The following is a 23,868-nucleotide window of genomic DNA, read 5'->3' as shown; positions in this document are numbered from 1 at the left end:
GCTGGAAGGCGCGCAACGACGCAGGCCTTGCACGGGACAGGGCGGCCCGTGACGCCGCGGCAGCAGGCGGCGAGCCGGGTCCGGTCCGGTTCCGGCGTTTTTCGCCGCTGCGGCGCGGGCGTCCGCCGGGCGGAAGATTGCCGCGCTTCGATCCCGACGCTCCGAAACGCAAGAACATCCGTGAGGTCGACGAGATCCTGGCCCACGCCAATGCGATGGCGTATTACACGCTGGAGCCGCCGCGCAGGAATACGTCGTGACGGCGGTGGCCGGACGCCACAAAACGAGGAATCGATTGCCGGCGTGGATTTTTCGCGGTCTGGCGAGAACGAGGTATGCCGTAAATCAAGCGGGACTCCATCGGAATTCAGGCGATTGTTCCGCAGCCGAGCCGCGACGGCTTGCATTTCAAAGCTTCCCCCTCTATATGCCGCGCCATTCCACACACGGACTTTGGTGTCTGCCCGGGAGAAATCCGGCTGAAACCTCCGGTGGCGAGCGAAAATCCTTTCTCTCGCCTGTGTCCGTGGAGGCCAACCGGAAAGGAACTTTGAATGGCTCTGCCTGACTTCAGCATGCGTCAGCTTTTGGAAGCTGGCGTTCACTTCGGACACCAGACCCACCGCTGGAACCCGAAAATGGCGCCCTATATTTTTGGCGCCCGCAACAACATCCATGTCATCGACCTCAGCCAAACGGTGCCGCTGCTGCACCAGGCGCTGAAGCAGGTTTCCGACGTCGTGTCGCGCGGCGGCCGCGTGCTGTTCGTCGGCACCAAGCGCCAGGCGGCCGACATTGTCGCCGACGCCGCGCAGCGTTCGGCGCAGTATTACGTCAACTCCCGCTGGCTCGGCGGCATGCTGACCAACTGGAAGACGATCTCGAATTCGATCCAGCGGCTGCGCAAGCTCGACGAGCTGCTTTCGGGCGGAGGCAGCGGCCTGACCAAGAAGGAACTGCTGAACCTGCAGCGCGAGCGCGAAAAGCTCGACAAGGCGCTGGGCGGCATCAAGGACATGGGTTCGACGCCGGACCTGATGTTCGTGATCGACACCAACAAGGAAGCGATCGCCATCCTTGAGGCCAAGCGTCTCGGCATCCCGGTCGTTGCCGTCATCGATTCGAACTGCGATCCGGAGAAGATCGACTTCCCGATCCCCGGCAACGACGACGCGGCGCGCGCCATCCAGCTCTATTGCGACCTCATCGCCAAGGCGGCGATCGACGGCATCGCACGCCAGCAGGGCTCGTTCGGCATCGACATCGGCGCTGCGGAAGAGGCTCCGGTCGAGCCGGTGCTGGAAGAGCTTCCGGCCGAGCAGGCTCCGGCCGACGACTCGGCCGCCCAGGCCTGAGGCCCTTCGGGCTCGAAAGGGCCTGTCTCCACTGAATTGGGCACGCTTGTCGTGCCGGCGTCAGGCGCATCGTCGATAATCCGATGGTGCGCCAGCGCATTTTAAGAAGCAAAGAGGCGAAGATGAGCATTACTGCAGCACAGGTTAAAGAGCTCCGCGAGATCACCGGCGCGGGCATGATGGATTGCAAGGCGGCGCTTGCCGAAACCAATGGCGACATGCAGGCCGCTGTCGACTGGCTGCGCGCCAAGGGCATTTCGAAGGCCGACAAGAAGGCCGGCCGCACCGCGGCCGAGGGCCTGATCGGCGTCGATTCGGGATTGCGCGAGGCCGTCGTCGTCGAAGTGAATTCGGAGACCGATTTCGTCGCCCGCAACGCCGCCTTCCAGGAGATTGTCAGCAACGTCGCCAAGGTCGCGCTGGCCTTCGGCCCGGACCATGACGCCATCTCCAATGCGAACTATCCGCATTCGGACAAGTCGGTCGCCGAGACGATCAAGGACGCGGTCGGCACGATCGGCGAGAACATGAGTTTTCGCCGCGCGGCAAAGCTGTCGGTCGAGCACGGCACCGTCGCGACCTACGTCCACAACGCGGTCGCCGACGGCCTCGGCAAGCTCGGCGTGCTGGTGGCCATCGAGACCGCCGGCAATGCGGACGCGGCGCGCGCCTTCGGCCGGCAGGTCGCCATGCATGTCGCCGCCACCAGCCCGCTGGCGCTGACGGCGGAAGAAGTCGACCCTGTCGCGGTTGCCCGCGAAAAGGCGATCTTCACCGAGCAGGCCCGCGAGTCCGGCAAGCCGGACAACGTCATCGAGAAGATGATCGAGGGCCGCCTGCGCAAGTTCTACGAGGAGGTCGTGCTCCTCAAGCAGGCTTTTGTGATCAATCCCGACCTGACGGTCGAGAAGGCGCTGAAGGAAGCCGAGAAGGAGATCGGCGCGTCGGCCAAGATTACCGGCTTCGTGCGTTTCGCCCTGGGCGAAGGCATCGAGAAGGACAAGTCGGATTTCGCCGCCGAGGTCGCGGCGGCCGTCAAGAAGTAAGCCTTCGAAGACTGCCGACTTTCAACAAGGGGCGTCGCGTGACATCGCGGCGCCCTTCGTGTATCGGGACTCCGCATCGGCCAGTCGCTGTGCCGACGGCGGATTTACGAGACATTTCGAGGAATTCGATGGCCAAGCCTCTCTACAAACGCGTCCTGCTGAAGGCTTCCGGCGAGGCGCTGATGGGCGAGCAGCATTTCGGCATCGACGTCTCCGTGGTCGACCGTATCGCCTCCGACATCGCCGAGGCGCGGGCGCTCGGCGTCGAGGTCGGCGTAGTCATCGGCGGCGGCAACATTTTTCGCGGCGTGGCCGTCGCGTCGAAGGGTGGCGACCGCGTCACCGGCGACCATATGGGCATGCTGGCCACCGTCATCAACTCGCTGGCGCTGCGCACCTCGCTGGTCAAGATCGGCGTCGACGCGGTGGTGCTTTCGGCCATCGCCATGCCGGAACTGTGCGAGAGTTTTTCCCAGCGCCAGGCGACCGCTTACATGGACGCCGGCAAGGTGGTGATCTTCGCCGGCGGCACCGGCAATCCGTTCTTCACCACCGATTCGGCCGCCGCACTCCGCGCCGCCGAGATCGGCGCCGACGCGCTGTTCAAGGGCACTCAGGTCGACGGCGTCTACTCTGCCGACCCGAAGAAGGACCCGACGGCGGTGCGCTACGACCGCATCAGCCACGGCGAGGTCATCCGGAAAGGCCTGGCGATCATGGACACGGCGGCGATTGCCCTTGCGCGTGAAAACAACATCCCGATAATTGTGTATTCGATCCACGAAAAAGGCGGCTTCGGCGAAATTCTGAATGGCGGAGGCCATTGCACGATCGTCGCCGATTGACCCGGAAATTGTGTCGAGGGTGGATCAAGGAGTGAAACGATGACGAACGGGGCAAATTTCAACGACATCCAGCGCCGCATGGACGGGGCGATCTCCGCGTTCAAGCATGACCTCGCATCGCTACGCACCGGTCGCGCTTCCGCCAACCTGCTCGACCCGATCATGGTCTCGGCCTACGGCACGACCATGCCGGTGTCGCAGGTCGCGACGATCTCGGTTCCGGAGCCGCGCATGATCTCGGTATCGGTGTGGGACAAGTCGATGGTCAATGCCGTCGACCGCGCCATCCGCGAATCCAATCTCGGCTTCAACCCGATCATGGACGGCACCACGCTGCGCATCCCGCTGCCGGAACTCAACGAGCAGCGTCGCAAGGACCTGGTCAAGAAGGCGCACGAATACGCCGAGAACGCCAAGGTCGCGGCCCGGCATGTCCGCCGCGACGGCATGGACCATCTGAAGAAGGCGGAGAAGGATGGCGACATCGGCGAAGACGAGCACCGCAAGCAGTCGGAGCGCGTCCAGAAGATGACCGACGATACCATCTCGACCATCGACAGCCTGCTTTCCGGCAAGGAAGCCGAAATCATGCACGTCTGAGGCGCCGAGCCCATGACCACGCCCGCGCATGTCGCGATCATCATGGACGGCAATGGCCGCTGGGCGAAGGCGAGGGGCCTGCCCAGGCTCGCCGGCCATCGGGCGGGGGTCGAGGCGCTGCGGCAGGCGGTGAAGACGGCGTCGAGGCTCGGCATCGAATGGCTGACCGTCTATGCCTTTTCCTCGGAGAACTGGTCGCGGCCGCAGGCCGAGGTCAGCGACCTGCTCGGCTTGCTGAAACTCTTCATCCGCCGCGATCTGGCGGAATTGCACCGTTCGGGCGTGCGGGTGCGGGTGATCGGCGAGCGCGACGACCTTCAGCCCGACATCAGGTTGCTGCTCGAAGAGGCCGAATCACTGACTGTCGGCAACCGCGCGCTCAACCTCGTCATCGCCTTCAACTATGGCAGCCGCAACGAGATCATGCGGGCGATGCGCAAGATCGCTGCAGACGTCGAGGCCGGGCGCACCAGCCCCGCCTCCATCACCCAGGAGACCGTTTCCGAGGCGCTCGACACGAACGGCATACCCGATCCGGACCTGGTGATCCGCACCAGCGGCGAGATTCGGCTTTCGAATTTCCTGCTCTGGCAGGCGGCCTACAGCGAACTGATCTTCCTTCCCTGCTTCTGGCCGGATTTCACGCCCGAGCAGTTCGAGGACGCGCTGCGCCAGTTCAGCGTGCGGGAGCGGCGGTTCGGCGGGCGCATCGAGCGCGATGTCGTCTCCTCCAGCGCCTGACTGGTGCGGGTATGAGCAATCTCCAACTGAGGATCGTGTCGGCGCTGGTCCTCGCCGCCGTCGTGCTGGCGATTACCTGGTTCGGCGGCTTGCCGTTTCGGGTGCTGGCGGCGGTGATCGCGGTGGCGATATTCTACGAATGGTCGCGGATGGCGCGGCCGGCGGCCGGCGGCGAATGGCCGCGGGGCGGGTTCGGCATCGTTGCCGATGCCCTCCTGCTGATTTTCGCCGTGGCGATCGCAATCGGCCTGCCGGCGCTGGTCCTGCTTGGCCTGGCCGTCGCGGTTGTCGTCCTGCTCGCCGCCTTCTCCGCGAGTCGTAGGCAAGACCAATGGGCCGCTGCCGGATTTGCCTATGCGTCGCTGTCCGGCGTATCGCTGGCCCTCCTGCGCGGAGGCGACAAGGCCGGGTTGATCGCCATCCTGTTTCTGTTCGCCGTTGTCTGGGCGACCGATATCTTTGCCTATTTTGTCGGCCGCGCTGTCGGTGGCCCGAAACTGGCGCCGGCGATTTCGCCTGGAAAGACCCAGAGCGGCGCGCTGGGCGGAATGGTCGCGGGGGTGATTGCAGGCGTGCTCCTAGGCTTGGGTGTGGGACTCTCCAACCTCTGGCTGCTTGCCCTCGTAGCAGCGTTGCTGTCGGTCGTCTCACAGGCTGGCGACCTGTTCGAATCGTGGGTCAAGCGCAGGCACGGCGTAAAGGATTCGGGTTGGATCATTCCCGGTCACGGCGGCGTGATGGACCGTGTCGACGGCCTTGTGGCAGCGGCTTTCACCCTCTACCTCATCGGCTGGGCGCTTGGTGATGCCGATCGGCCGGCACTGGGGCTGTTTGCCCGATGATGCGTGCCGGGCTATTCGGCGGCGGCTTGAAAAAGCCTTCGATTCGCCGCCATCGCTCCATAGCGCTAACGGACGCGGCCGTATCGTCCGCGAAAAGGGTGTGACTTGAACGAGATTCTGTCGGCCGTCTTCGGCACGCAAGGATTCCTGCTTGGCACCATCGTGCCGTTCCTTTTCGTGCTCACCGTGGTCGTGTTCGTGCACGAGATGGGGCACTACCTCGTCGGCCGCTGGTGCGGCATCGGCGTCCAGGCCTTCTCGATCGGCTTCGGCCCCGAACTTTTCGGCTTCAACGACCGTCGCGGCACGCGCTGGAAGCTCTGCGCCATCCCGCTCGGCGGCTACGTGAAATTCGTCGGCGACATGAGCGTCACCAGCACGCCCGACCCGGAGGTCGAGAAGAACCTGTCGCCGGAAGAGCGCAGGATAGCCTTCCACACCCAGCCGGTGTGGAAACGCGCGTTGACGGTGTTCGCGGGACCGGCCTTCAACTTCCTGCTGACGATTGCTGTTTTCGCGGTGCTGTTTGCGGCCTATGGCCGCTACGTCGTCGAGCCGATGGTTGCCGAGGTTCGCGCCGACAGCCCGGCGCAAAGAGCAGGCTTCATGCCGGGCGACCGCTTCGTCTCGGTGGATGGAACACCTGTCACTACCTTTGGTGACGTGCAGCGCCTGGTGTCGGGCCGGGCAGGGGATTCGATCGTCTTCACAATTCTTCGCGACGGCACGGAAAGGACGCTGACTGCGACCCCCGAACTGTTCGAACAAAAGGACGCCCTGGGCAACGTCGTGAAAATCGGCGCGATCGGCGTGGTCAACAATGAGGAACTCGGGCAGCCGCGGCATATTGCCTACAGTCCGGGCGGTGCGCTGCTGGAAGCGGTGGATGAAACCGGCCACATCATCGTGCGCACGGGTCAATTTTTAAAACGATTTGTCGTTGGCCGTGAAGACAAATGCCAGCTCGGCGGACCGATTCGAATAGCGGAGATGGCCGGGAAGGCGGCGAAGGCAGGCTTCGAGTGGCTGGTGCAACTGGTGGCCCTTCTATCGGTCGGCATCGGCATCCTTAACCTTCTGCCAATTCCCCCGCTGGACGGCGGGCACCTTGTCTTCTACGCCTACGAAGCGGTATTTCGCCGCCCGGCGTCGGAACGGATGATGGAGGCTGTCTACCGAACGGGAATGTTCATTGTTCTGGGTTTCATGGTGTTCGTGTTCTGGAACGACCTGTTCGGATGCTGATTTGTCAACGAAAATCGACTCCGGGGTAAGGATGTTACGGCATCGTTTACCATGACGACCAATTGGCGTGACACCAATGTCACGGCTGGCTGCGAAGTAAACGGTGGTTAACCAGAAGCCTTGCGTATAGGGAAAATCCGGTTAATACCGTAGGCGAAAATGTCCGCGACGTCCGGTTTTCTCGCCGTGGGGACTACGAGAAAAAGGTAATTTGAGCCCGATGAAGGCAGTATCGAAGTTTCTGGGCGCCGCGTCGGCGATTGCCCTTTCAGCGGCGATTGCCGCTCCAAGCGCTGTCGTGATGCAGATGGCGACGATTTCCACTGCCGAAGCGGCTGTCGTCAGCCGTATCGAAGTGCGTGGCAACCAGCGTGTCGAAGCGGATACGATCCGCAGCCAGACCGGAATCACGCCCGGCAAATCTTTCTCCAGCGCCGACATCGACGAAGCCGTGAAGCGGCTCTTCGGGACGGGCCTGTTCTCCGACGTCAAGATCAACCAGGTCGGATCGACGCTGGTCGTCGAGGTCTCGGAATACCGGGTGGTCAACCAGGTCCTGTTCCAGGGCAACAAGAAGATCAAGGACGCTCCGCTTGCCGGCGCGGTCCAGTTGAAGCCGCGCGGCACGTTCTCGGACGCCACGATGGAGGCTGACGCCGAGGCGATTCGCGAAGCCTATCGCCGGGTCGGCCGCGACGACGCGACGGTGACCACACAGGTCATCGACCTCGGCGACAACCGGGTGAACGTCGTCTTCAACATCCAGGAAGGCGATCGCACCAAGATCGCCGCGATCAATTTCGTCGGCAACAACGCCTTTGGCGATCGCCGCCTGTCCGACGTCATCGCCACCAAGCGCTCCAACTTCCTGTCGTTCCTGATGCGCGACGACATCTATGACGAGGATCGGCTGCGCGCCGACGAGGAATTGCTGCGCCGCTTCTATTTCAACCGCGGCTATGCGGATTTCCGCGTCGTATCGGCATTCGGCGAGCTCGACGAGGCGTCGAACCAGTATACGATCACCATCACCGTGGAAGAGGGTGACCGCTACACCTTCGGTGACATCACGGTCGACAGCACGATCCCGGACGTCAACACCGAAGAGTTGCAGTCGGTGATCGAGACCCATGCCGGCGACGTCTACAATGCGAAGAACGTCGAGGATACGATCATTGCGCTGACCGAACGGGTTGCCGGCCAGGGCTATGCCTTTGCCCAGGTGACGCCGCGCGGCGACCGCAATTTCGAGAACCACACGATTTCGGTGACCTACGCGATCGACCAGGGGCCGCGTACTTATATCGAGCGCATCGAGATCCGCGGCAACGCGCGCACGCGTGACTTCGTCATTCGTCGCGAGTTCGATCTGAGCGAAGGCGACGCCTTCAACCAGGTTCTGGTCCAGCGCGCCAAGCGGCGGCTGGAAGCTCTGAATTTCTTCGAGCGCGTTGACATTTCCACCGCCCCCGGTTCCGAGCCGGATCAGGTCATCCTGGTGGTCGATGTGGTGGAAAAGTCGACGGGCGAACTGTCGATCGGCGCCGGTTACACGACGGGCGGCGACTCTCCCGGACCGTCCGTCGAAGGTTCGATCACCGAGCGGAATTTCCTCGGCCGCGGCCAGTTCATCCGCTTCGCCGCGGGCGTGGGCAAAGATTCGCGAGACTTCACCTTCTCCTTCACCGAGCCTTATTTCCTCGGGCGCCGTATTGCCGCCGGTTTCGACATCTTCCGGAACACGCGCAACTACGACGACTATGACACCGAGACGACCGGCGCGACCGTGCGCTTCGGCTTGCCGATCACCCAGGCTTTGACCACGCAGACGGCTTATACTTTCCAGCAGGAAAAGTATGAGCTCGACGACGATTGCGAGCCGAACGCCCCACCGGATACCAATCCGTGCGGCATTTCGAATGCGATCATTGAGGGTGCGGAAGACAGCCCGTGGTACAAGTCGTCAATCTCGCAGTCGTTGATCTACAACACCATCGACGACATGAAGACCCCACATTCCGGTATCTATGCGACCCTTACGGGCGAGTTCGCGGGCATCGGCGGTGACGCCAAATACGTAAAAGTCACCGCTCGGGGTTCGTACTACAAAACGCTTTCGGAAGAATACGATATCGTTGGAATGGCGCTGGCCGGCGGCGGCTACATCGCCGGTTACGGAAGTGAGTCCAATCTGCGTATCTTCGATCAGTTCCAGAGCAATGATCGTATGATCCGGGGCTTCGAGTACAACGGCATCGGTCCCTACGACGATGGGACGAGTGACAAGGATCATATCGGCGGCACGACGTATTTGAACGCGACTCTTGAAGCGCAATTCCCTGTGCCGGTCATTCCCGAAAGTTTCGGGCTTCGCGGCGCGGTCTTTGCGGATGCGGCGACGCTTTTCGGCAACAGCATTTCCAGCAGCGTCGTTTCGGACGTCGCAGGCGATGGAATGGATTGGCGTGCTTCGGTGGGTGCGAGCCTGATCTGGGCCTCGCCCTTCGGTCCGCTGCGCGTCGACTATGCCCTCCCTGTGGTCAAGCACGACAACGACCAAGAGCAGAATTTCAACTTCGGCATGTCCACCCGCTGGTAGATGAAATGACTGTTCCGGGCACGGCAGCCCGGATCTGAAGGCCCGCATGTCCGATACTGAATTCTTCGTGGCGGCGCGGCGCTACTCGGCGGCGGAGATCGCGGCGCTGACTGGCGCCGAGATCAGGACCGCCAGTCTTGCCAACGTCCAGATAGGCTCGATCGCCGCCGCATCCGTCGGCGGCGACGGGTCGCTGGTTTTCGTCGAGGGCAAACGCAACGCGGCGTTGATGGACGGACTGTCGGCTGCGGCAGTGTTGTGCACAGAGGATGTCGCCGACCGGACGCCGGCTGGAATCGCGGTCCTGGTTACGTCCCGGCCGCAATACGCCTTTGCGATGGTCGGCCGGCTGCTCTACCCGGATGCCGCATCCCCGGGAACCGTGACCGGCGAGACCGGCGTCTCGGCCAGGGCTCATGTCGATCCTTCGGCCCGCCTTGAAGAGGGCGTCGTGGTCGAGGCGGGCGCGGTCGTTTCCGCCGGTGTCGAGATCGGCGCCGGCACCATCATTGCTCCGAACGCCGTCGTCGGGCGCGGCTGCAAGATCGGCCGCAATTCTTACGTGGGTCCGAACGCCGTCGTCCAGTACGCGTTGCTCGGCGACCGCGTGATCATCCATGCCGGCGCCAAGATCGGTCAGGACGGGTTCGGTTTCGCGTTCGGAAAATCCGGCCCCGAGCGGATTCCGCAGATTGGCCGCGTGGTTATCCAGGACGATGTCGAGGTCGGCGCCAATTCGGCGGTCGACCGCGGCGCGCTCGGCGACACGGTGATTGGCGAGAACACTAAGATCGACAATCTCGTGCAAATTGCGCACAACGTCCGCATCGGCCGCAACTGCGTGATCGCCGGATTGTCCGGTGTATCCGGCTCGGTGACGATCGGCGACAACGTCATGATCGCGGGCGGCGTCGGCATCGCCGACCATCTCACCATCGGCAGCGGCGCACAGCTTGCAGCGCGCAGCGGCTTCATGCATGACGTCCCGGCGCGCGAAATCTGGGCGGGTTATCCGGCCAAGCCGATCGGTCAGGCGATGCGCGAGGTGGCTGTTCTGGCAAAGCTCGCGAAGCCCAAGGGGAGGAAGCAGGACGATGGCTGACGCGGCTCCCGCAGCGATGGAAGCGGTCGATATTCTCGGCGTCATGAAGCTTCTGCCGCATCGCTATCCGTTCCTTCTGGTGGACAGGATCATCGATATCGACGGCGACAATTCGGCTGTCGGCATCAAGAACGTGTCGATCAACGAACCGCATTTCCAAGGCCATTTTCCCGGCCAGCCGGTGATGCCGGGTGTTCTCATCGTCGAGGCCATGGCGCAGACGGCTGGCGCCATCTGCATCCGCAACCGAGGCTCGGATACGCCGGCGATCGTCTATTTCATGACCATCGACAACGCGAAGTTCCGCAGACCGGTCGTGCCGGGAGACCGGCTTGAAATCCACGTGAAAAAACTGAAGCAGCGGGGCACTATCTGGCGTTTCGCCTGCGAAGCGCTGGTCGACGGGGCGAAGGCGGCGGAGGCCGAAATATCCGCCATGATCGCGAACTCGCCCTCCTGAACCGGAAGATTATGCAGAACGACACATTCATCCATCCGCAGGCACTTGTAGAACCGGGCGCCAGCATCGGTGCCGGCGCGCATATCGGGCCTTTCTGTCACGTCGGACCGGAGGTGGTGCTCGGCGAGCGCACGCGGCTGATCAGCCACGTCGTCATTACCGGCGCGACGACGATCGGCAGCGACTGCACCATTCACCCGCAGGCCGTTCTCGGCGGGCCGCCGCAAAGCACCGGCCACAAGGGCGGCCGCACGACGCTGACGATCGGCGACAAATGCATCATCCGCGAATTCGTGAGCATAAACACCGGCACCGATTTCGGCCGTGGCGCTACGACGATCGGCGACAATGGGCATTTCCTCGCCTATGTCCACATCGCCCATGACTGTGCGATCGGCAACAATGTGACGATGACCAACGGGGCAACGCTTGCCGGCCATATCGAAGTCGGCGACTTCGTCGGCATCGGCGGCCTGAGCGCGATTCATCAGTTCACGCGGATCGGCCACAACGCTTTTATCGCTGGCGGCTCGATGATCCTTGGTGACGTCATTCCTTATGCGATGGTCGGCGGCAACCGCGCGACGCTGCGCGGCATGAACGTTGTCGGCATGAAGCGATCCGGCGTTCCGAAGGCCGAAATCCTCAAGCTGCGGCAGGCCTACAGGATGCTCTTTGACCGCACGCACCCGCTTGCCGAGAATATCGAGGCGGCGCGGGAAAAGTTTGCGGACTCCGTCTATGCGATGAAGGTCATCGACTTCCTCACCGCGCGCGGCAAGAGGCAATTTACCCTTCCGCCGCTGAAAGGGGCGGCCGATGACGACGCCGACGACCAGGACTAGCCGGCCGCTGGTCGAGCTTGGTCCGGCCGATAAGGTCGCAGTCGTCGCCGGCAGTGGAAGACTGCCCGTCAATATAGCCGAAAGCCTGGCCATGCATGGGCATCCGCCGCTGGTGTTGCGGGTGCGTGGTGAGGCTGACAACGGCGCGGCATTCGCCGCTTTCGAAACAGATGAGATCGGCCTTGGCGAGTTCGCCGAAATGGCCCCGCGCCTGAGACGCCGCGGCGTGACCCACGTCGTGCTGGCGGGCGGCATAAGCCGGCGGCCTGCCTGGCGGGAGATACGTCCCAGTTTCTCGCTGTTCCGCCATCTGGCAAAAGTACTCACAGCCTTGGCGCGCGGCGATGACGGGCTGTTGCGCATCCTCGTGAAGGGGATCGAGAGCGAAGGGTTTCGTGTCGTCGGCGCGCATGAGATCGTGCCGGACCTGCTTGCGGCCGAAGGCCCGATGACCCGCGCCAAACCCCTCAAATCCGACAGAGCCGATCTCGACGCCGCTTACGCCGCCGCGCGGACCATCGGCGCGCTCGATATCGGACAGGGAACGGTGTCGATCGGTGGCAGGGTGATCGCGGTCGAGGGCGTCGAGGGAACGGACGGCATGCTGCAGCGCGTGCGCGACCTGCGCGGGCATGGCCGCCTGGCGGGCAAGACCCGTGGCGTGCTGGTGAAATGCGCCAAGCCTGGGCAGGAACTGCGCGCCGACCTGCCGTCGATCGGTCCCATGACGGTCGAGGCAGCGCACGCGGCGGGTTTGGCCGGCATCGGCGTCGAGGCTGGCCGCTCGCTTGTGCTCGACAGCACCGAACTGGTGGCGCGCGCCGATGCCCTCGGCCTGTTCGTGATCGGCCTGCCGCAAGGCGGACCGGCATGACCGCTGGGCGTCCGCTCAAGATCGCGGTGATCGCCGGCGAAGAGTCGGGCGACCTCCTTGGCCATGATCTGATCGAAGCGCTGCGCCGCGCCTCGGGCCGCGACGTGGAACTCATGGGCACCGGCGGGCGACATCTGGAATCGCTCGGCCTGCGCTCCCTGTTCGATGCTTCCGAGATCGCGCTGATGGGGGTAGGGGCGATTTTACGCGACCTGCCGAGGCTGATCCGACGCATCGGCCAGACGGCCCGCGCCATCGTTGCGGCCAGGCCGGATTGTCTTGTCACCATCGACAGTCCGGAGTTTTCGCTGCGTGTCGCCCGCAAGGTGCGCGCCGCCGATCCCAGTATTCCGATCGTCCACTATGTCTGCCCGTCGGTATGGGCGTGGCGGCCCGGCCGGGCGCCGGCGATGCGGCCGTATGTCGATCATATCCTTTGCCTGCTGCCGTTCGAGCCGGCCGAACTCGAACGGCTGGCGGGTCCGCCGGGTACTTTTGTCGGCCACAGGCTGACCACTGATCCGGGCATCGCGATTGCTGCCCACATGCAGAAGAAACGGCAGGTTTCCCCACCGGGCGAGCCGCGCAACCTGCTCGTCCTGCCGGGATCGCGCCGCAGCGAAGTTAGCGCGCTGCTTAGTCCGTTCGGCGAGACGCTTGCGCGGCTGAGGGCGCGCGGGCATCGACTGAAGCTGTCCTTGCCGACCGTGCCGCATGTCGCGGAGATTGTGCGTAAGGCCACATCCGACTGGCCGGACAGACCGGAGATCATCCTCGACCCGGAACGCAAGTGGCAGGCCTTCGGGGAAGCCGACGCCGCGCTGATTGCCTCGGGAACCGTCTCGCTCGAACTCGCCCTTGCCGGCGTACCATTCGTCTCCTGCTACAAGGTCGACGCGGTCGGCCGGCTGTTCCAGCATCTGGTCACGGTCTGGTCGGCGCTGCTGCCCAACATCATCGCCGACCGTTCGATCGTGCCGGAGTTCTACAATTTCTACGTCCGTCCCGAGCATCTGGCGCGCGATCTGGAAGCGCTGTTTGCCGACACGGGAATGCGCGCCTGGCAGAAGGACGGTTTCGCCGAAGTGGCGCGGCGGATGCGAACCGAGAAGCCGTCGGGGGAACTGGCGGCGGAAGTGGTGTTGAAGGCAGTAGGCAGTAGGCAGTAGGCAGTATCTTTCACTACTGCCGACTGCCTATTTCCGACTGCCCTATCTCTTCGCTATCGGCACGAAATCGCGGATCGTCGGACCGGTGTAAAGCTGGCGCGGCCGGCCGATCTTCTGGTGCGGATCTTCGATCATCTCTTTCCACTGCGAAATCCAGCCGACCGTGCGCGCGACGGCGAACAGCACGGTGAACATGGTGGTGGGGAAGCCGAGCGCCTTCAGCGTGATGCCCGAATAGAAGTCGACGTTCGGGTAGAGCTTCTTCTCGATGAAATAATCGTCGGTCAGCGCGATCCTCTCGAGCTCGATGGCGATGTCGAGCAGCGGATCGTCCTTGATGCCGAGCTCGCCGAGCACCTCATGCGCGGTTTTCTGCATGATCTTGGCGCGCGGATCGTAGTTCTTGTAGACGCGGTGGCCAAAGCCCATCAGCCGGAACGGATCGTCCTTGTCCTTCGAACGGGCAATGTATTCCGGGATGCGGTCGACAGTGCCGATCTCGCCCAGCATGTTCAGCGCCGCCTCGTTGGCGCCCCCATGCGCCGGGCCCCACAGGCAGGCGATGCCGGCCGCGATGCAGGCGAAGGGATTGGCGCCGGACGAACCGGCGAGGCGAACGGTCGAGGTCGAGGCGTTCTGCTCGTGGTCGGCATGCAGGATGAAGATGCGTTCCATGGCGCGCGCCAGCACCGGGTTCACCTTGTATTCCTCGCACGGTACCGCGAAGCACATGTGCAGGAAGTTGGCGGCGAAGTTCAGCTCGTTCTTCGGATAGATGAACGGCTGGCCGATATGGTATTTGTAGGCCATGGCGGCAATCGTCGGCATCTTGGCGATCAACCGGATCGACGCGACCATGCGCTGGTGCGGGTCCGAGATGTCGGTCGAGTCATGATAGAAGGCCGACAGCGCCCCGACCACGCCGCACATCACCGCCATCGGATGCGCGTCCCGGCGGAAGCCTGTGAAGAAGCGCGACATCTGCTCGTGCACCATGGTGTGGCGGGTCACGCGATAGTCGAAATCGTCCTTCTGCGACTTGGTCGGCAGTTCGCCGTAGAGCAGCAGGTAGCAGACTTCGAGGAAGTCGCTGTGCTCGGCCAACTGGTCGATCGGATAACCGCGATGCAGCAGCACGCCTTCGTCGCCGTCGATGAAGGTGATTTCCGAGTCGCAACTCGCCGTCGACGTGAAGCCTGGGTCGTAGGTGAAGGCGCCGGTATCCTTGTAGAGCGCGGCAATGTCGATCACATCCGGACCGACGGTGCCCGATCGAACCTTCAGCTCGTGCGTCTTGCCGTTGAATTCCAGTCTGGCGGTGGATTCGCTCATACGGATACCCCTTTGCTATGAATTCGGGATAGCGGCGAGGCAACGCCGCCAAACGGAAGAGAAGCCGAAATGAGAATGACGATCCTGCTCCCGGCTCGGTTCCGCGAAAAGTCTGATGTGGCCGCAATGTTGCACCGCAACAGGACGGTTTCAATGGCTCTCGATAGGACCAGGGAAATGCTAATCGATTTGATCTCCAATGCGTGCCAAGCTTTCCTCGCGTCCCAGCACGGCCAGTACATCGAACACGCCGGGGGACGTGCTGCGCCCCGTCAGGGCGGCGCGCAGAGGCTGCGCCACCGCACCAAGCTTGTGGCCGTGAGCCGCCGCGAAGTCTCGGATCGCCGCCTCCGTCGTCTGCGCCGTCCAGTCTCCCCCGACATTCTTGAGCGCGGACCACGCCCCAGCGAGCACAGTTCGCGGACGTTCGCCGAGCAGCACCGCGGCCTTGTCGTCGATCGCCAGCGGCCGCGTCGCAAACAGATATGAAGCGCTGTCGGCCAGTTCGACGAGTGTCTTGGCCCTCTCCTTGAGACCCGGCATCGCGGCGGCAAGTTTCGCCTTCTGGTCATCGTCCAGCCCCGCCGCGAGCGGGCCTGATGTCGACAGATGCGGCAGTGTGGCGACGAGGATATCGGTGAGTGCGCCGTCGTCCATCCGCCGCATGTAGACGCCGTTCAGCGCCTCCAGTTTCTGGAAGTCGAAACGTGCGGCGCCCCGGTTGACGTCCTCGATCTCGAACCAGCGGATCATGTCGTCCATCGACATGACTTCGTCGTCGCCATGGCTCCAGCCGAGGCGCGCCAGATAGTTCAGCAGCGCGGCGGGCAGGTAGCCCATCGACCGGTAGGCCTCGACGCCGAGCGCGCCGTGCCGTTTCGACAGCTTTGCTCCGTCGGCGCCATGGATCAGCGGGATATGCGCCATGACCGGCACTTCCCATCCCATCGCGTCGTAGATGACCTGCTGGCGCGCGGCATTGGTCAGATGGTCGTCGCCGCGGATGATATGGGTGACGCCCATGTCGTGATCGTCGACGACGACCGCGTGCATGTAGGTCGGATTGCCGTCCGAACGAAGGATGATGAAATCGTCGAGATCCTTGTTGGGGAAGCGCACGTCGCCCTGAACGCGGTCGCGGACGATCGTTTCGCCTTCATGCGGCGCCTTGATGCGGATGGCGCCCTTGACGCCTGCCGGCGCTTGCGCCGGATCGCGGTCGCGCCAACTGCCGTCATAGCGGGGCGGACGGCCCTCGGCGCGCGCCTTCTCGCGCATGGCATCGAGTTCCGCGGGGGTCTCGTAGGCATAGTAAGCCTTGCCCATGCGGACGAGTTGCTCCGCCACCTCGCGGTGGCGCGGCGCGCGCTCGAACTGCGAAATCGGCTCGCCGTCCCATTTCAGGCCCAGCCAGGTCAGCCCGTCGAGGATCGCCGCCGTCGCCGCGTCGGTGGAACGCTCGCGATCCGTATCCTCGATGCGGAGAAGCATCTGGCCGCCGGTATGCTTGGCGTAGAGCCAGTTGAACAGCGCGGTGCGGGCGCCGCCGATATGGAGGTAGCCGGTGGGCGAGGGGGCAAAACGTGTGACGACGGGGCGGGACATAAAGATTTCCGAAGGAAGAAGACCGCCCCGCGCGTCCGCGCCGACGGTGCATGGAAAAAGATTGGCGTTCATGTAGCATAGAAGGTCGGGGGTGCAAGGGCGCAGTCGCAGCCTTGCACGATGCGCCGCAAAACCTTGGCGCCGGTTGAGTGAAAGCCATGTCGGAGGTGTCGGCAGGCGATCTGAACGAACGGTTCCTGTTCCGCAAGATGGACATGGAGGCCGCGGCCCGCTCTGTCCCCGCGACATCCCGCGAGCTTGTCGTCGTGCCTGCGCGCCGGACCTGGATCGAGCAGTGGTCGCGCGCGGGAAAAACCTTGCCGCCCGTACCCGTCATGGCGGCCCGGGCGGCCGTCGTCCTGCAATACGCGGCTACGCTTGAAGGGGAGCGCGGGACGCTGTTTCTGCTCGTCCCGGTATTTCTCGCTGCCGGCGCCTTCGTATATTTCGGTCTGCCCTTCGAACCGGGTTTCCTATCGATTTCGGCCGGTCTGTTAGCCTCCGTTGCTTCGGCGGCCTTTTTGCCGCGCGGACGCATTCCGCAACTGACGGCACTGGCGGTTATGCTGACCTTCTGCGGCATCCTGCTGGCCAAGGGCGAAACCTGGCGCATGGGCACCAAAATGCTCGGCGGCGATGTGTCGACCCGCATCACCGGGCGCGTCGTCAGCATCGAACCGCTGTCCAACGGCCGCGCCCGGCTGACCATTGATCTGATGGCGACCGAGCGGCCGAAACTTCGCTATGCACCCGACCGTATCCGCGCGACCGCTCGCAAGGCGCCGGCGGGCATCGAGGCGGGTTCCATCGTCAATGGCCTCGTCCGGCTGCGGCCGCCCTCCGGGCCGGTGCGCCCCGACAGCTACGATTTCTCCTTCGAGAGCTATTTCGACGGCATCGGCGCGAGCGGCTATTTCATGAAGGGACCGGAACTGGTCCCGCGGCCGGATCCGGGATTCGCCGACCGGATCGGCACGCTCATCGAGAATGCCCGAAACGACATCGCCGCACGCATCCGGCAGCGCATCGGCGGCGCCGAGGGCGAAATCGCTGCCGCGCTGGTCGTCGGGGTGCGCGCCGGAATCCCGAACGACGTCAGCGAGGCTTTGCGCCGTACCGGCCTCTACCATATCATCTCGATCTCCGGCCTGCATATGGCGCTTGTCGCCGGCGTGGTCATCGGCGCGCTGAGGGCCGGATTCGCGCTTTTCCCCGGCATCTCGTCGCGCCGTCCGGTCCGGAAATATGCTGCACTGGCCGGTCTCGCCGCCATCGCCGCTTATCTCGCCATTTCCGGCGGCGAGGTCGCGGCGCAGCGCAGTTTCCTGATGCTTGCCGTCATGCTGATCGCGCTGATTTTCGATCGGGCGGCGCTGACAATGCGCAATCTGGCGATCTCGGCGATCATCGTGCTGGCGATCACCCCGCACGAGGTCATTGGCCCAAGCTTCCAGATGTCCTTTGCCGCGACCGCGGCGCTTGTCGGAGCGTACGCCTTCTGGACAGAACGACGCAGCGGCACCGGATCATTTCATCCCAGAAGAGGCCTGGTTTCGCTTGCGGCGCGGCGTGCCTGCGCGCTTGTCGTCGGGTTGCTGCTCACCTCCCTGGTCGCCGGTCTCGCAACGGCGGCCTTCGGCGCCTATCACTTTCAGCGGATCGCGCCGCTCAGCCTCGCCGCCAATCTGGCCGCGATGCCGATCGTGTCGCTGCTGGTCGTACCCTTTGCGGTGCTCGCGTCTGTCGCCATGCCGTTCGGCTTCGACGGGCCGTTCCTCGACGTGATGGGCAAGGGGATCACCGCGATGATCGAGGTCGCGAAATGGTTTTCCGCGCGCTCGCCGATCGATGCGGTCGGGCTGATATCGGGAAAATCCGTGGTTCTCCTGACTATTGCCCTGATCGTCGCGACCGTCGCAACAACCTGGCTGCGGCTTCTCGCGTTGCCGTTTGCGCTCGCCGGTCTTTTGACGCTGGGCGCCACGCGCACGCCTGACGTGCTGGTGTCGGAGGACGCCCGACTGGTGGGGTTTCTCACCGGCGAGAGGCTGATGGCGGTCAACAGGCCGCGGCCAAATGTCTTCACGGCGGAGAACTGGAAACGAACCTTGCAGGCCGACGGTCTTCATAAGCCGACGAAGGATTTTGGACCGGATCCGCCGATAGCCTCGATCGCAAGTGAAACGGTGGAGACTGGAGGTCAGAAAGGCAACGGATATGGCAATAGCGGCAACGTCACTTCGTCCGACGCGTCCTTGTCGACAAGGCTGGTAGCTTCAGTTCAAGGCCCGAATGCCGACAATTTCACGGCTGCTTCCTTCGAAGAGAGCGCCGCGGACGATTCAGTCCGTGCCTTCCTGTGCGACGACATAACCTGCCTCGGCTGGCATCCATCCGGAGCCGCGATCATTCATACGTCAGACCCAGAGGAAGCCAGGATCGCCTGTTCCTTTGCCGGCGTCATAATCCTCGACGACGCGACCGTGCCGTTGAAATGCGCAAATCCTGCCGTCGCCGTCGTTACAAAGCGAGAACTCGCCCGCCACGGAAGCGCAGCGGTCTACCTGTCTCTGGGCAGTGACGATGCCGCCGAGGTTCACTTTGCCATCGGCTCCGCCGATCGCCCGTGGCACAGCAACCGCATATTCTCCCGCGAGGCCCGCGGGCTTCCGCCCTACCAGCGCAAGATGCCCGCCCAAGCGCCGACGGAAAATCAGTAGCGCCGGATCAGGCCAACCAGCCTGCCTTGCACCCGGACCCGGTCCGGGCCGTAGATGCGCGTCTCGTAAGCCGGGTTGGCCGCTTCCAGTGCGATTGATGCGCCCTTCCTGCGGAAGCGTTTCAGCGTCGCTTCCTGGTCGTCGACCAGTGCCACGACGATCTCACCGGGCGTGGCTGTATTGGCATTGCGGATGATCACCGTGTCGCCATCGAGGATGCCCGCCTCGATCATCGAGTCGCCCTTGACCTCAAGCGCGTAGTGTTCGCCGCCGGACAGCATTTCGGGCGGCACCGATATGGAATGCGTCCGATGCTGGATCGCATCGATCGGCACACCGGCCGCGATGCGGCCCATGACGGGGATCGTGATCCCGGAACCGACATCGTCATTGCCGGCGGAGGGAGTGCGGGACGGTTCGGCCGACCGCTTGCCAAGACTACCCTCGATCACGCTTGGTGAAAATTTCCGGGCTGCATTCAAGCCGGGGGCGATCGAATCGGGCAGTCGGAGCACTTCAAGGGCCCGCGCCCGGTTCGGCAGCCGGCGAATGAACCCGCGTTCCTCCAGCGCCGTGATCAGCCGGTGAATGCCGGATTTCGACGCCAGATCAAGGGCTTCCTTCATTTCGTCGAAGGAGGGCGGAATACCGGACTCCTTCAATCTCTCGTGGATGAAAAGCAGGAGTTCGTGTTGCTTGCGTGTCAGCATCTCGGCCCCATCAAGAATCGCACCAAAAACAAAACCAGAACAAACACTATCTGTTCCAGTTGTGTTCCGCAACCGTTAAATATCGGGTTAAGATCCGGGCAACCAAGAAATCAAAATCATGCGTCGGTGCTCTCCGGTCGAGACTTGGCCCGGTTGCCGCGGAGGAGATCGTGGATATCAGGCCTCTTCCCACAAATCGCCCAGCAACTCACGGTCATAGCCAGAACTCGCCCGGAAAAGTTGCCGCGTATAGGCATGCTCGAACCGTCCGGCGGCCAGGTCGGCGCTGGTCAGGGTCTCGAGGATGCGGCCTCGGTTCATCACCGCGACGCGGTCGCACATGTAGGAAACGACAGCCAGATTGTGGCTGACCATGATGGTGGTGAAGCCACGCTCGCGTCGCAGGCGCCGCAAGAGGTTGAGCACTTCCGCCTGAACGGAGACGTCGAGCGCCGAGGTCGGTTCGTCGAGGAGAAGACCGCGTGGCTCCAGGATGATGGCGCGGGCAATCGCCACGCGCTGGCGCTGGCCGCCGGAAAGCTGGTGCGGAAACCGAAAACGGTGTTCGGGTTTCAGTCCGACATCTGAAAGCGCGCGTTCGACGCGCTTTTCCACGTCGGACAGCCCATGGATGCGCGCCGGTTCCGACAGCACCTTGTCGACGGTGTGACGCGGGTGGAGCGAGCCGTAGGGGTCCTGAAAAACCATCTGGATCAGCCGCCGCTGCGCATGGCTGCGCGCCGGCGCGACCGCGTTTCCGCCGATGCGGATCGTTCCGGAATAGTCGGCGATCAGGCCCGCTACGGCGTTCAGCACCGTCGACTTGCCCGATCCGGATTCGCCCACCAGCCCGAACGCCTCGCCCTCGGCCACGGCCAGCGAAACGTCGCGCACGGCATCGAGCCGGCGCGCGCCTTTGCCGAAGCTGATGCCTAGATTTTCGATCGCGATCATCGGCGCGGTCATCTTGCCCAGCTCGCGTCGCGTTGCAGGACGGGCAGTTCCGGCCGGTCGTCGCCAAGGCGCGGCGAGGAAGCGAGCAGGCCTTTTGCATAGGGATGCTGGACCCGGTGGAGGTCGCTCGCCTTGACGGTTTCGACCACCTTGCCGGCATACATGATCATCACGCGGTCGCAGAAGGCCGAGACCATGCCGAGGTCGTGGCTGATGAGGATCAGGCTCATGCCGCGCTCGCGTACGAGGTCGTCGAGGATCGCCAACACCTGGAGCTGCACGGTTACGTCGAGCGCCGAGGTCGGCTCGTCGGCGATCAGCAATTGCGGTTCAGGGATGAGCATCATGGCGATCATCACGCGCTGGCCCATGCCGCCGGATAGCTGGTGCGGATAGAGGTGGTAGACCGCCTCCGGGTCGCGGATCTTTACCGCCTTCAGCGCCTCGATGCTTTTCGCACGGGCAAGCTTGCGATCCCTGGCGACATGCAGCCGGAACGCCTCCTCGATCTGCTGGCCGACCGTCATCACCGGGTTGAGCGAGAATTTCGGATCCTGCAGCACCATGGATATCCGCTTGCCACGGATCTTCGGCATCTCCTTTGCAGGCACCTGGAGCAGGTCCAGGCCCATGAAGGAAAGCCGGTCGGCGCTGACGCGGCCGGGCGGCGGGACGAGCCGCATGATCGAGCGGCCGGTGAGCGACTTGCCGGAGCCGGATTCGCCGACAATGCCCAATCTTTCGCGGCCAAGCGAAAAGCTGACGCCGCGAACCACGTCCATAAAACCCTGATAGGTCGGGAAGGTGACTCGCAAATTCTCGACGTTGAGGATCGGTTCGCTCATGAGCGCTTCGGGTCCAACACGTCGCGCAGGCCGTCGCCGAGCAGGTTGAAGCCGAGGCTGACGACGAAGATGGCGATGCCGGGGATCGTCGCCACCCACCATTGGTCGAGCAGGTAGTCGCGGCCGGTGGAGATCATGGCGCCCCATTCCGGCGTCGGCGGCTGGGCGCCGAGGCCGAGGAAGCCGAGGCCGGCGGCGGTCAGGATGATTCCCGCCATGTCGAGCGTCATGCGCACGATCACCGAGGCGGTGCAAAGCGGTACGATATAGTGCCAGATGATGCGGAAGCGGGAAGCACCTTGCAGGCGGGCAGCCTTGACGAAATCGGCGTTGCGCACGGTGATCGTCTCGGCGCGTGCGATACGGGCATATGGCGGCCAGGAGGTGAGGGCGATGGCGATGATGGCGCTTTCCAGCCCCGGCTTGATCGCCGCGACGAAGGCGAGCGCCAGGATCAGCCGTGGGAAGGCGAGAAAAATGTCGGTGATGCGCATCAGCACAACGTCGACCGCCCCGCCGATGTAGCCGGAGATGGTACCGATCAGCAGGCCGATCGGCACCACGATCACCACCACCATGATGACGATGGTAAGTGTGATCCGCGCGCCCCAGGCGACGCGCGAAAGGATGTCGCGGCCGAGTTCGTCGGTGCCGAACCAGTGCTCGGCGCTCGGCGGCTGCAGTCGTGTCGAGAGCGACTGCAAGGTCGGCGACTGCAGCGGCAGCACCGGCGCCAGCACTGCGACAAGGATCAGCGCCAGCACGATCGCGAAGCCGACCATGGCCAAGGGATTGCCTCGAAAAGCCAGCCAGTTGCGATACCAGTGGCCGAACGAGGCCTGACGGCGCGAACCGGGCGTGTCGGTGAGCAGCCAGTCGCGCGCGGTCATGTCCGCGCCCTCGGGTCGAGCAGCCGGTAAAGCATGTCGCAGAAGACGTTGAGGCAGACGAAGATCGCGCCGATCAGCATGGTTCCGCCAAGCACGGCGTTCATGTCCGCATTGAACAGCGAGCGGGTGATGTAGAGGCCAAGTCCGGGCCAGGCGAACACCGTCTCGGTCAGCACGGCCCCCTCCAGCAGCGAAGCGTAGCTCAGCGCCACGACGGTAATCAGCGGCACGACGATGTTGCCGAGCGCGTGACGCCAGACCACGCGGCGCTCGGTCATGCCCTTGGCGCGCGCGGTCAGGATGTATTCCTGGTTCAACTGCGCCAGCATGAAGCTGCGTGTCATGCGTGAAACATAGGCGAGCGTGAGATAGCCGAGCAGGCTTGCCGGCAGGATAAGGTGGGAAAGGGCGTTGAAGAATACGTCCCAATCCCCGGACATCGCGCTGTCGATGGTGATCAGCCCGGTGACGGGCTCGACCAGCCCGTCATAGGCGATGTCCAAACGCCCGGGGCCGGCGACGAGGTCGAGCCAGGAATAAAAGACAAGCAGGCCGATCAGTCCCATCCAGAAGATCGGGATGGAATAGCCGACCAGGCCGATGACCCGGGTCAAATGATCGATCCAGCGGCCCCGGTTGGTGGCGGCGATGACGCCAAGCGGAATGCCGATGACGACGCCGATCAGCGTTGCGGCGGTGGCGAGTTCCAATGTCGCGGGAAAGAACTGTCCGAGATCGTAGAGCACCGGCTGCGACGTCATTGCCGAGGTGCCGAAATCGCCGCGCACGACCTTCAGCAGGTAAATCCAGAACTGCTGGTAGACGGGCAAGTCTATGCCGAGTTCCTGCCGCACCCGCTCATAGGCTTCGGGCGGGGCGCGGTCGCCCAGGACGGCCAGGACGGGATCGATCGGCACCACGCGTCCGATCAGGAAGGTTATGAAGATGAGGCCGATGAGGGTCAGGATCAGGATGCCGAGGAAGCGGAAGACTTCATAGGCGATCTCGGCGCCGGGGGGGGGGGGGGGGGGGGGGGGGAGCGCACAACCGACATCCGCCCCCCTCCCCACCAAAGACATCCGTCCTCTC

At 63.7% G+C, this 23,868-nt stretch carries 21 protein-coding genes and 1 pseudogene; 15 read left to right on the top strand and 7 right to left on the bottom strand.

Annotated features, from left to right (window positions below; genetic code table 11):
• From ACH196_RS30420 to ACH196_RS30355, 14 genes and pseudogenes are all read left to right on the top strand, one after another.
• Nucleotides 1-260 (top strand): annotated as a pseudogene (locus tag ACH196_RS30420) (hypothetical protein); the annotation flags it as partial.
• 294 nt (nt 261-554) lie between these two features.
• Nucleotides 555-1,355, top strand: a complete 801-nt coding sequence (gene rpsB / locus ACH196_RS30415; protein ID WP_396650595.1) for a 30S ribosomal protein S2 — start codon at nt 555-557, stop codon at nt 1,353-1,355.
• A 122-nt stretch (nt 1,356-1,477) separates the two neighbouring features.
• On the top strand, nt 1,478-2,401 hold the full coding sequence (gene tsf, locus ACH196_RS30410; RefSeq protein ID WP_396650594.1) for a translation elongation factor Ts: 924 nt from the start codon (nt 1,478-1,480) through the stop codon (nt 2,399-2,401).
• 128 nt (nt 2,402-2,529) lie between these two features.
• The gene (gene pyrH, locus ACH196_RS30405) at nt 2,530-3,246 is read left to right on the top strand and encodes a UMP kinase (protein WP_396650593.1); all 717 of its coding nucleotides are present in this window, start codon (nt 2,530-2,532) and stop codon (nt 3,244-3,246) included.
• Nucleotides 3,247-3,285: 39 nt separating this feature from the next.
• The gene (gene frr / locus ACH196_RS30400) at nt 3,286-3,846 is read left to right on the top strand and encodes a ribosome recycling factor (protein WP_396650592.1); all 561 of its coding nucleotides are present in this window, start codon (nt 3,286-3,288) and stop codon (nt 3,844-3,846) included.
• A gap of 12 nt (nt 3,847-3,858) precedes the next feature.
• Nucleotides 3,859-4,587 carry an isoprenyl transferase gene (locus ACH196_RS30395; protein WP_396650591.1) on the top strand — a complete coding sequence of 243 codons (729 nt, stop codon included), beginning with the start codon at nt 3,859-3,861 and terminating at the stop codon, nt 4,585-4,587.
• Between the two features lie 11 nt (nt 4,588-4,598).
• Nucleotides 4,599-5,429 carry a phosphatidate cytidylyltransferase gene (locus ACH196_RS30390; protein ID WP_396650590.1) on the top strand — a complete coding sequence of 277 codons (831 nt, stop codon included), beginning with the start codon at nt 4,599-4,601 and terminating at the stop codon, nt 5,427-5,429.
• A 105-nt stretch (nt 5,430-5,534) separates the two neighbouring features.
• Complete coding sequence (rseP, locus tag ACH196_RS30385) at nt 5,535-6,674, top strand: RIP metalloprotease RseP (protein ID WP_396650589.1); 1,140 nt, start codon at nt 5,535-5,537, stop codon at nt 6,672-6,674.
• 220 nt (nt 6,675-6,894) lie between these two features.
• Nucleotides 6,895-9,273 (top strand): outer membrane protein assembly factor BamA, encoded by a 2,379-nt coding sequence (gene bamA, locus ACH196_RS30380; protein ID WP_396650588.1) that lies wholly within the window; start codon nt 6,895-6,897, stop codon nt 9,271-9,273.
• A 46-nt stretch (nt 9,274-9,319) separates the two neighbouring features.
• Entirely contained in the window at nt 9,320-10,375 is a 1,056-nt protein-coding gene (gene lpxD / locus ACH196_RS30375; protein ID WP_396650587.1) for a UDP-3-O-(3-hydroxymyristoyl)glucosamine N-acyltransferase, read from the top strand.
• On the top strand, nt 10,368-10,835 hold the full coding sequence (fabZ, locus tag ACH196_RS30370; RefSeq protein ID WP_396650586.1) for a 3-hydroxyacyl-ACP dehydratase FabZ: 468 nt from the start codon (nt 10,368-10,370) through the stop codon (nt 10,833-10,835). The genes lpxD and fabZ overlap by 8 nt, the downstream gene beginning before the upstream one ends.
• A gap of 11 nt (nt 10,836-10,846) precedes the next feature.
• Nucleotides 10,847-11,680, top strand: a complete 834-nt coding sequence (gene lpxA / locus ACH196_RS30365) for an acyl-ACP--UDP-N-acetylglucosamine O-acyltransferase (protein WP_396650585.1) — start codon at nt 10,847-10,849, stop codon at nt 11,678-11,680.
• Nucleotides 11,655-12,554 (top strand): LpxI family protein, encoded by a 900-nt coding sequence (locus ACH196_RS30360; RefSeq protein ID WP_396650584.1) that lies wholly within the window; start codon nt 11,655-11,657, stop codon nt 12,552-12,554. Before lpxA ends, ACH196_RS30360 begins: the two co-directional genes overlap by 26 nt.
• Complete coding sequence (locus ACH196_RS30355) at nt 12,551-13,723, top strand: lipid-A-disaccharide synthase (protein WP_396650583.1); 1,173 nt, start codon at nt 12,551-12,553, stop codon at nt 13,721-13,723. Before ACH196_RS30360 ends, ACH196_RS30355 begins: the two co-directional genes overlap by 4 nt.
• A gap of 42 nt (nt 13,724-13,765) precedes the next feature.
• On the opposite strand, the gene gltA is transcribed toward ACH196_RS30355, so the two are convergent.
• Nucleotides 13,766-15,055: a citrate synthase gene (gene gltA / locus ACH196_RS30350; RefSeq protein ID WP_396650582.1), complete on the bottom strand. Its 1,290-nt coding sequence runs from the start codon at nt 15,053-15,055 to the stop codon at nt 13,766-13,768.
• 180 nt (nt 15,056-15,235) lie between these two features.
• The gene (gltX, locus tag ACH196_RS30345; RefSeq protein ID WP_396650581.1) at nt 15,236-16,660 is read right to left on the bottom strand and encodes a glutamate--tRNA ligase; all 1,425 of its coding nucleotides are present in this window, start codon (nt 16,658-16,660) and stop codon (nt 15,236-15,238) included.
• A gap of 158 nt (nt 16,661-16,818) precedes the next feature.
• Here gltX and ACH196_RS30340 point away from each other — a divergent pair, with 158 nt between their 5' ends.
• Nucleotides 16,819-19,380 carry a ComEC/Rec2 family competence protein gene (locus ACH196_RS30340; RefSeq protein ID WP_396650597.1) on the top strand — a complete coding sequence of 854 codons (2,562 nt, stop codon included), beginning with the start codon at nt 16,819-16,821 and terminating at the stop codon, nt 19,378-19,380.
• On the opposite strand, the gene lexA is transcribed toward ACH196_RS30340, so the two are convergent.
• The 5 genes from lexA to ACH196_RS30315 form a co-directional block, all read right to left on the bottom strand.
• The gene (lexA, locus tag ACH196_RS30335; RefSeq protein ID WP_396650580.1) at nt 19,374-20,090 is read right to left on the bottom strand and encodes a transcriptional repressor LexA; all 717 of its coding nucleotides are present in this window, start codon (nt 20,088-20,090) and stop codon (nt 19,374-19,376) included. The two genes, ACH196_RS30340 and lexA, sit on opposite strands and share 7 nt — an antisense overlap.
• Nucleotides 20,091-20,267: 177 nt before the next feature.
• On the bottom strand, nt 20,268-21,056 hold the full coding sequence (locus ACH196_RS30330; RefSeq protein WP_396650579.1) for an ABC transporter ATP-binding protein: 789 nt from the start codon (nt 21,054-21,056) through the stop codon (nt 20,268-20,270).
• Nucleotides 21,053-21,889, bottom strand: coding sequence for an ABC transporter ATP-binding protein (locus ACH196_RS30325; RefSeq protein ID WP_396650578.1), 837 nt, complete (start codon nt 21,887-21,889; stop codon nt 21,053-21,055). The genes ACH196_RS30330 and ACH196_RS30325 overlap by 4 nt, the downstream gene beginning before the upstream one ends.
• Nucleotides 21,886-22,779, bottom strand: a complete 894-nt coding sequence (nikC, locus tag ACH196_RS30320) for a nickel transporter permease (protein WP_396650577.1) — start codon at nt 22,777-22,779, stop codon at nt 21,886-21,888. The genes ACH196_RS30325 and nikC overlap by 4 nt, the downstream gene beginning before the upstream one ends.
• Entirely contained in the window at nt 22,776-23,858 is a 1,083-nt protein-coding gene (locus tag ACH196_RS30315; RefSeq protein WP_396650596.1) for an ABC transporter permease, read from the bottom strand. Before ACH196_RS30315 ends, nikC begins: the two co-directional genes overlap by 4 nt.
• Nucleotides 23,859-23,868: the final 10 nt, after the last annotated feature.

The organism is Mesorhizobium sp. IMUNJ 23232 (assembly GCF_044326205.1).
Lineage (GTDB): Bacteria > Pseudomonadota > Alphaproteobacteria > Rhizobiales > Rhizobiaceae > Kumtagia.
The sequence above is the reverse complement of the archived record's forward strand: the minus strand, read 5'-3'. Positions and strand labels throughout refer to the sequence as shown.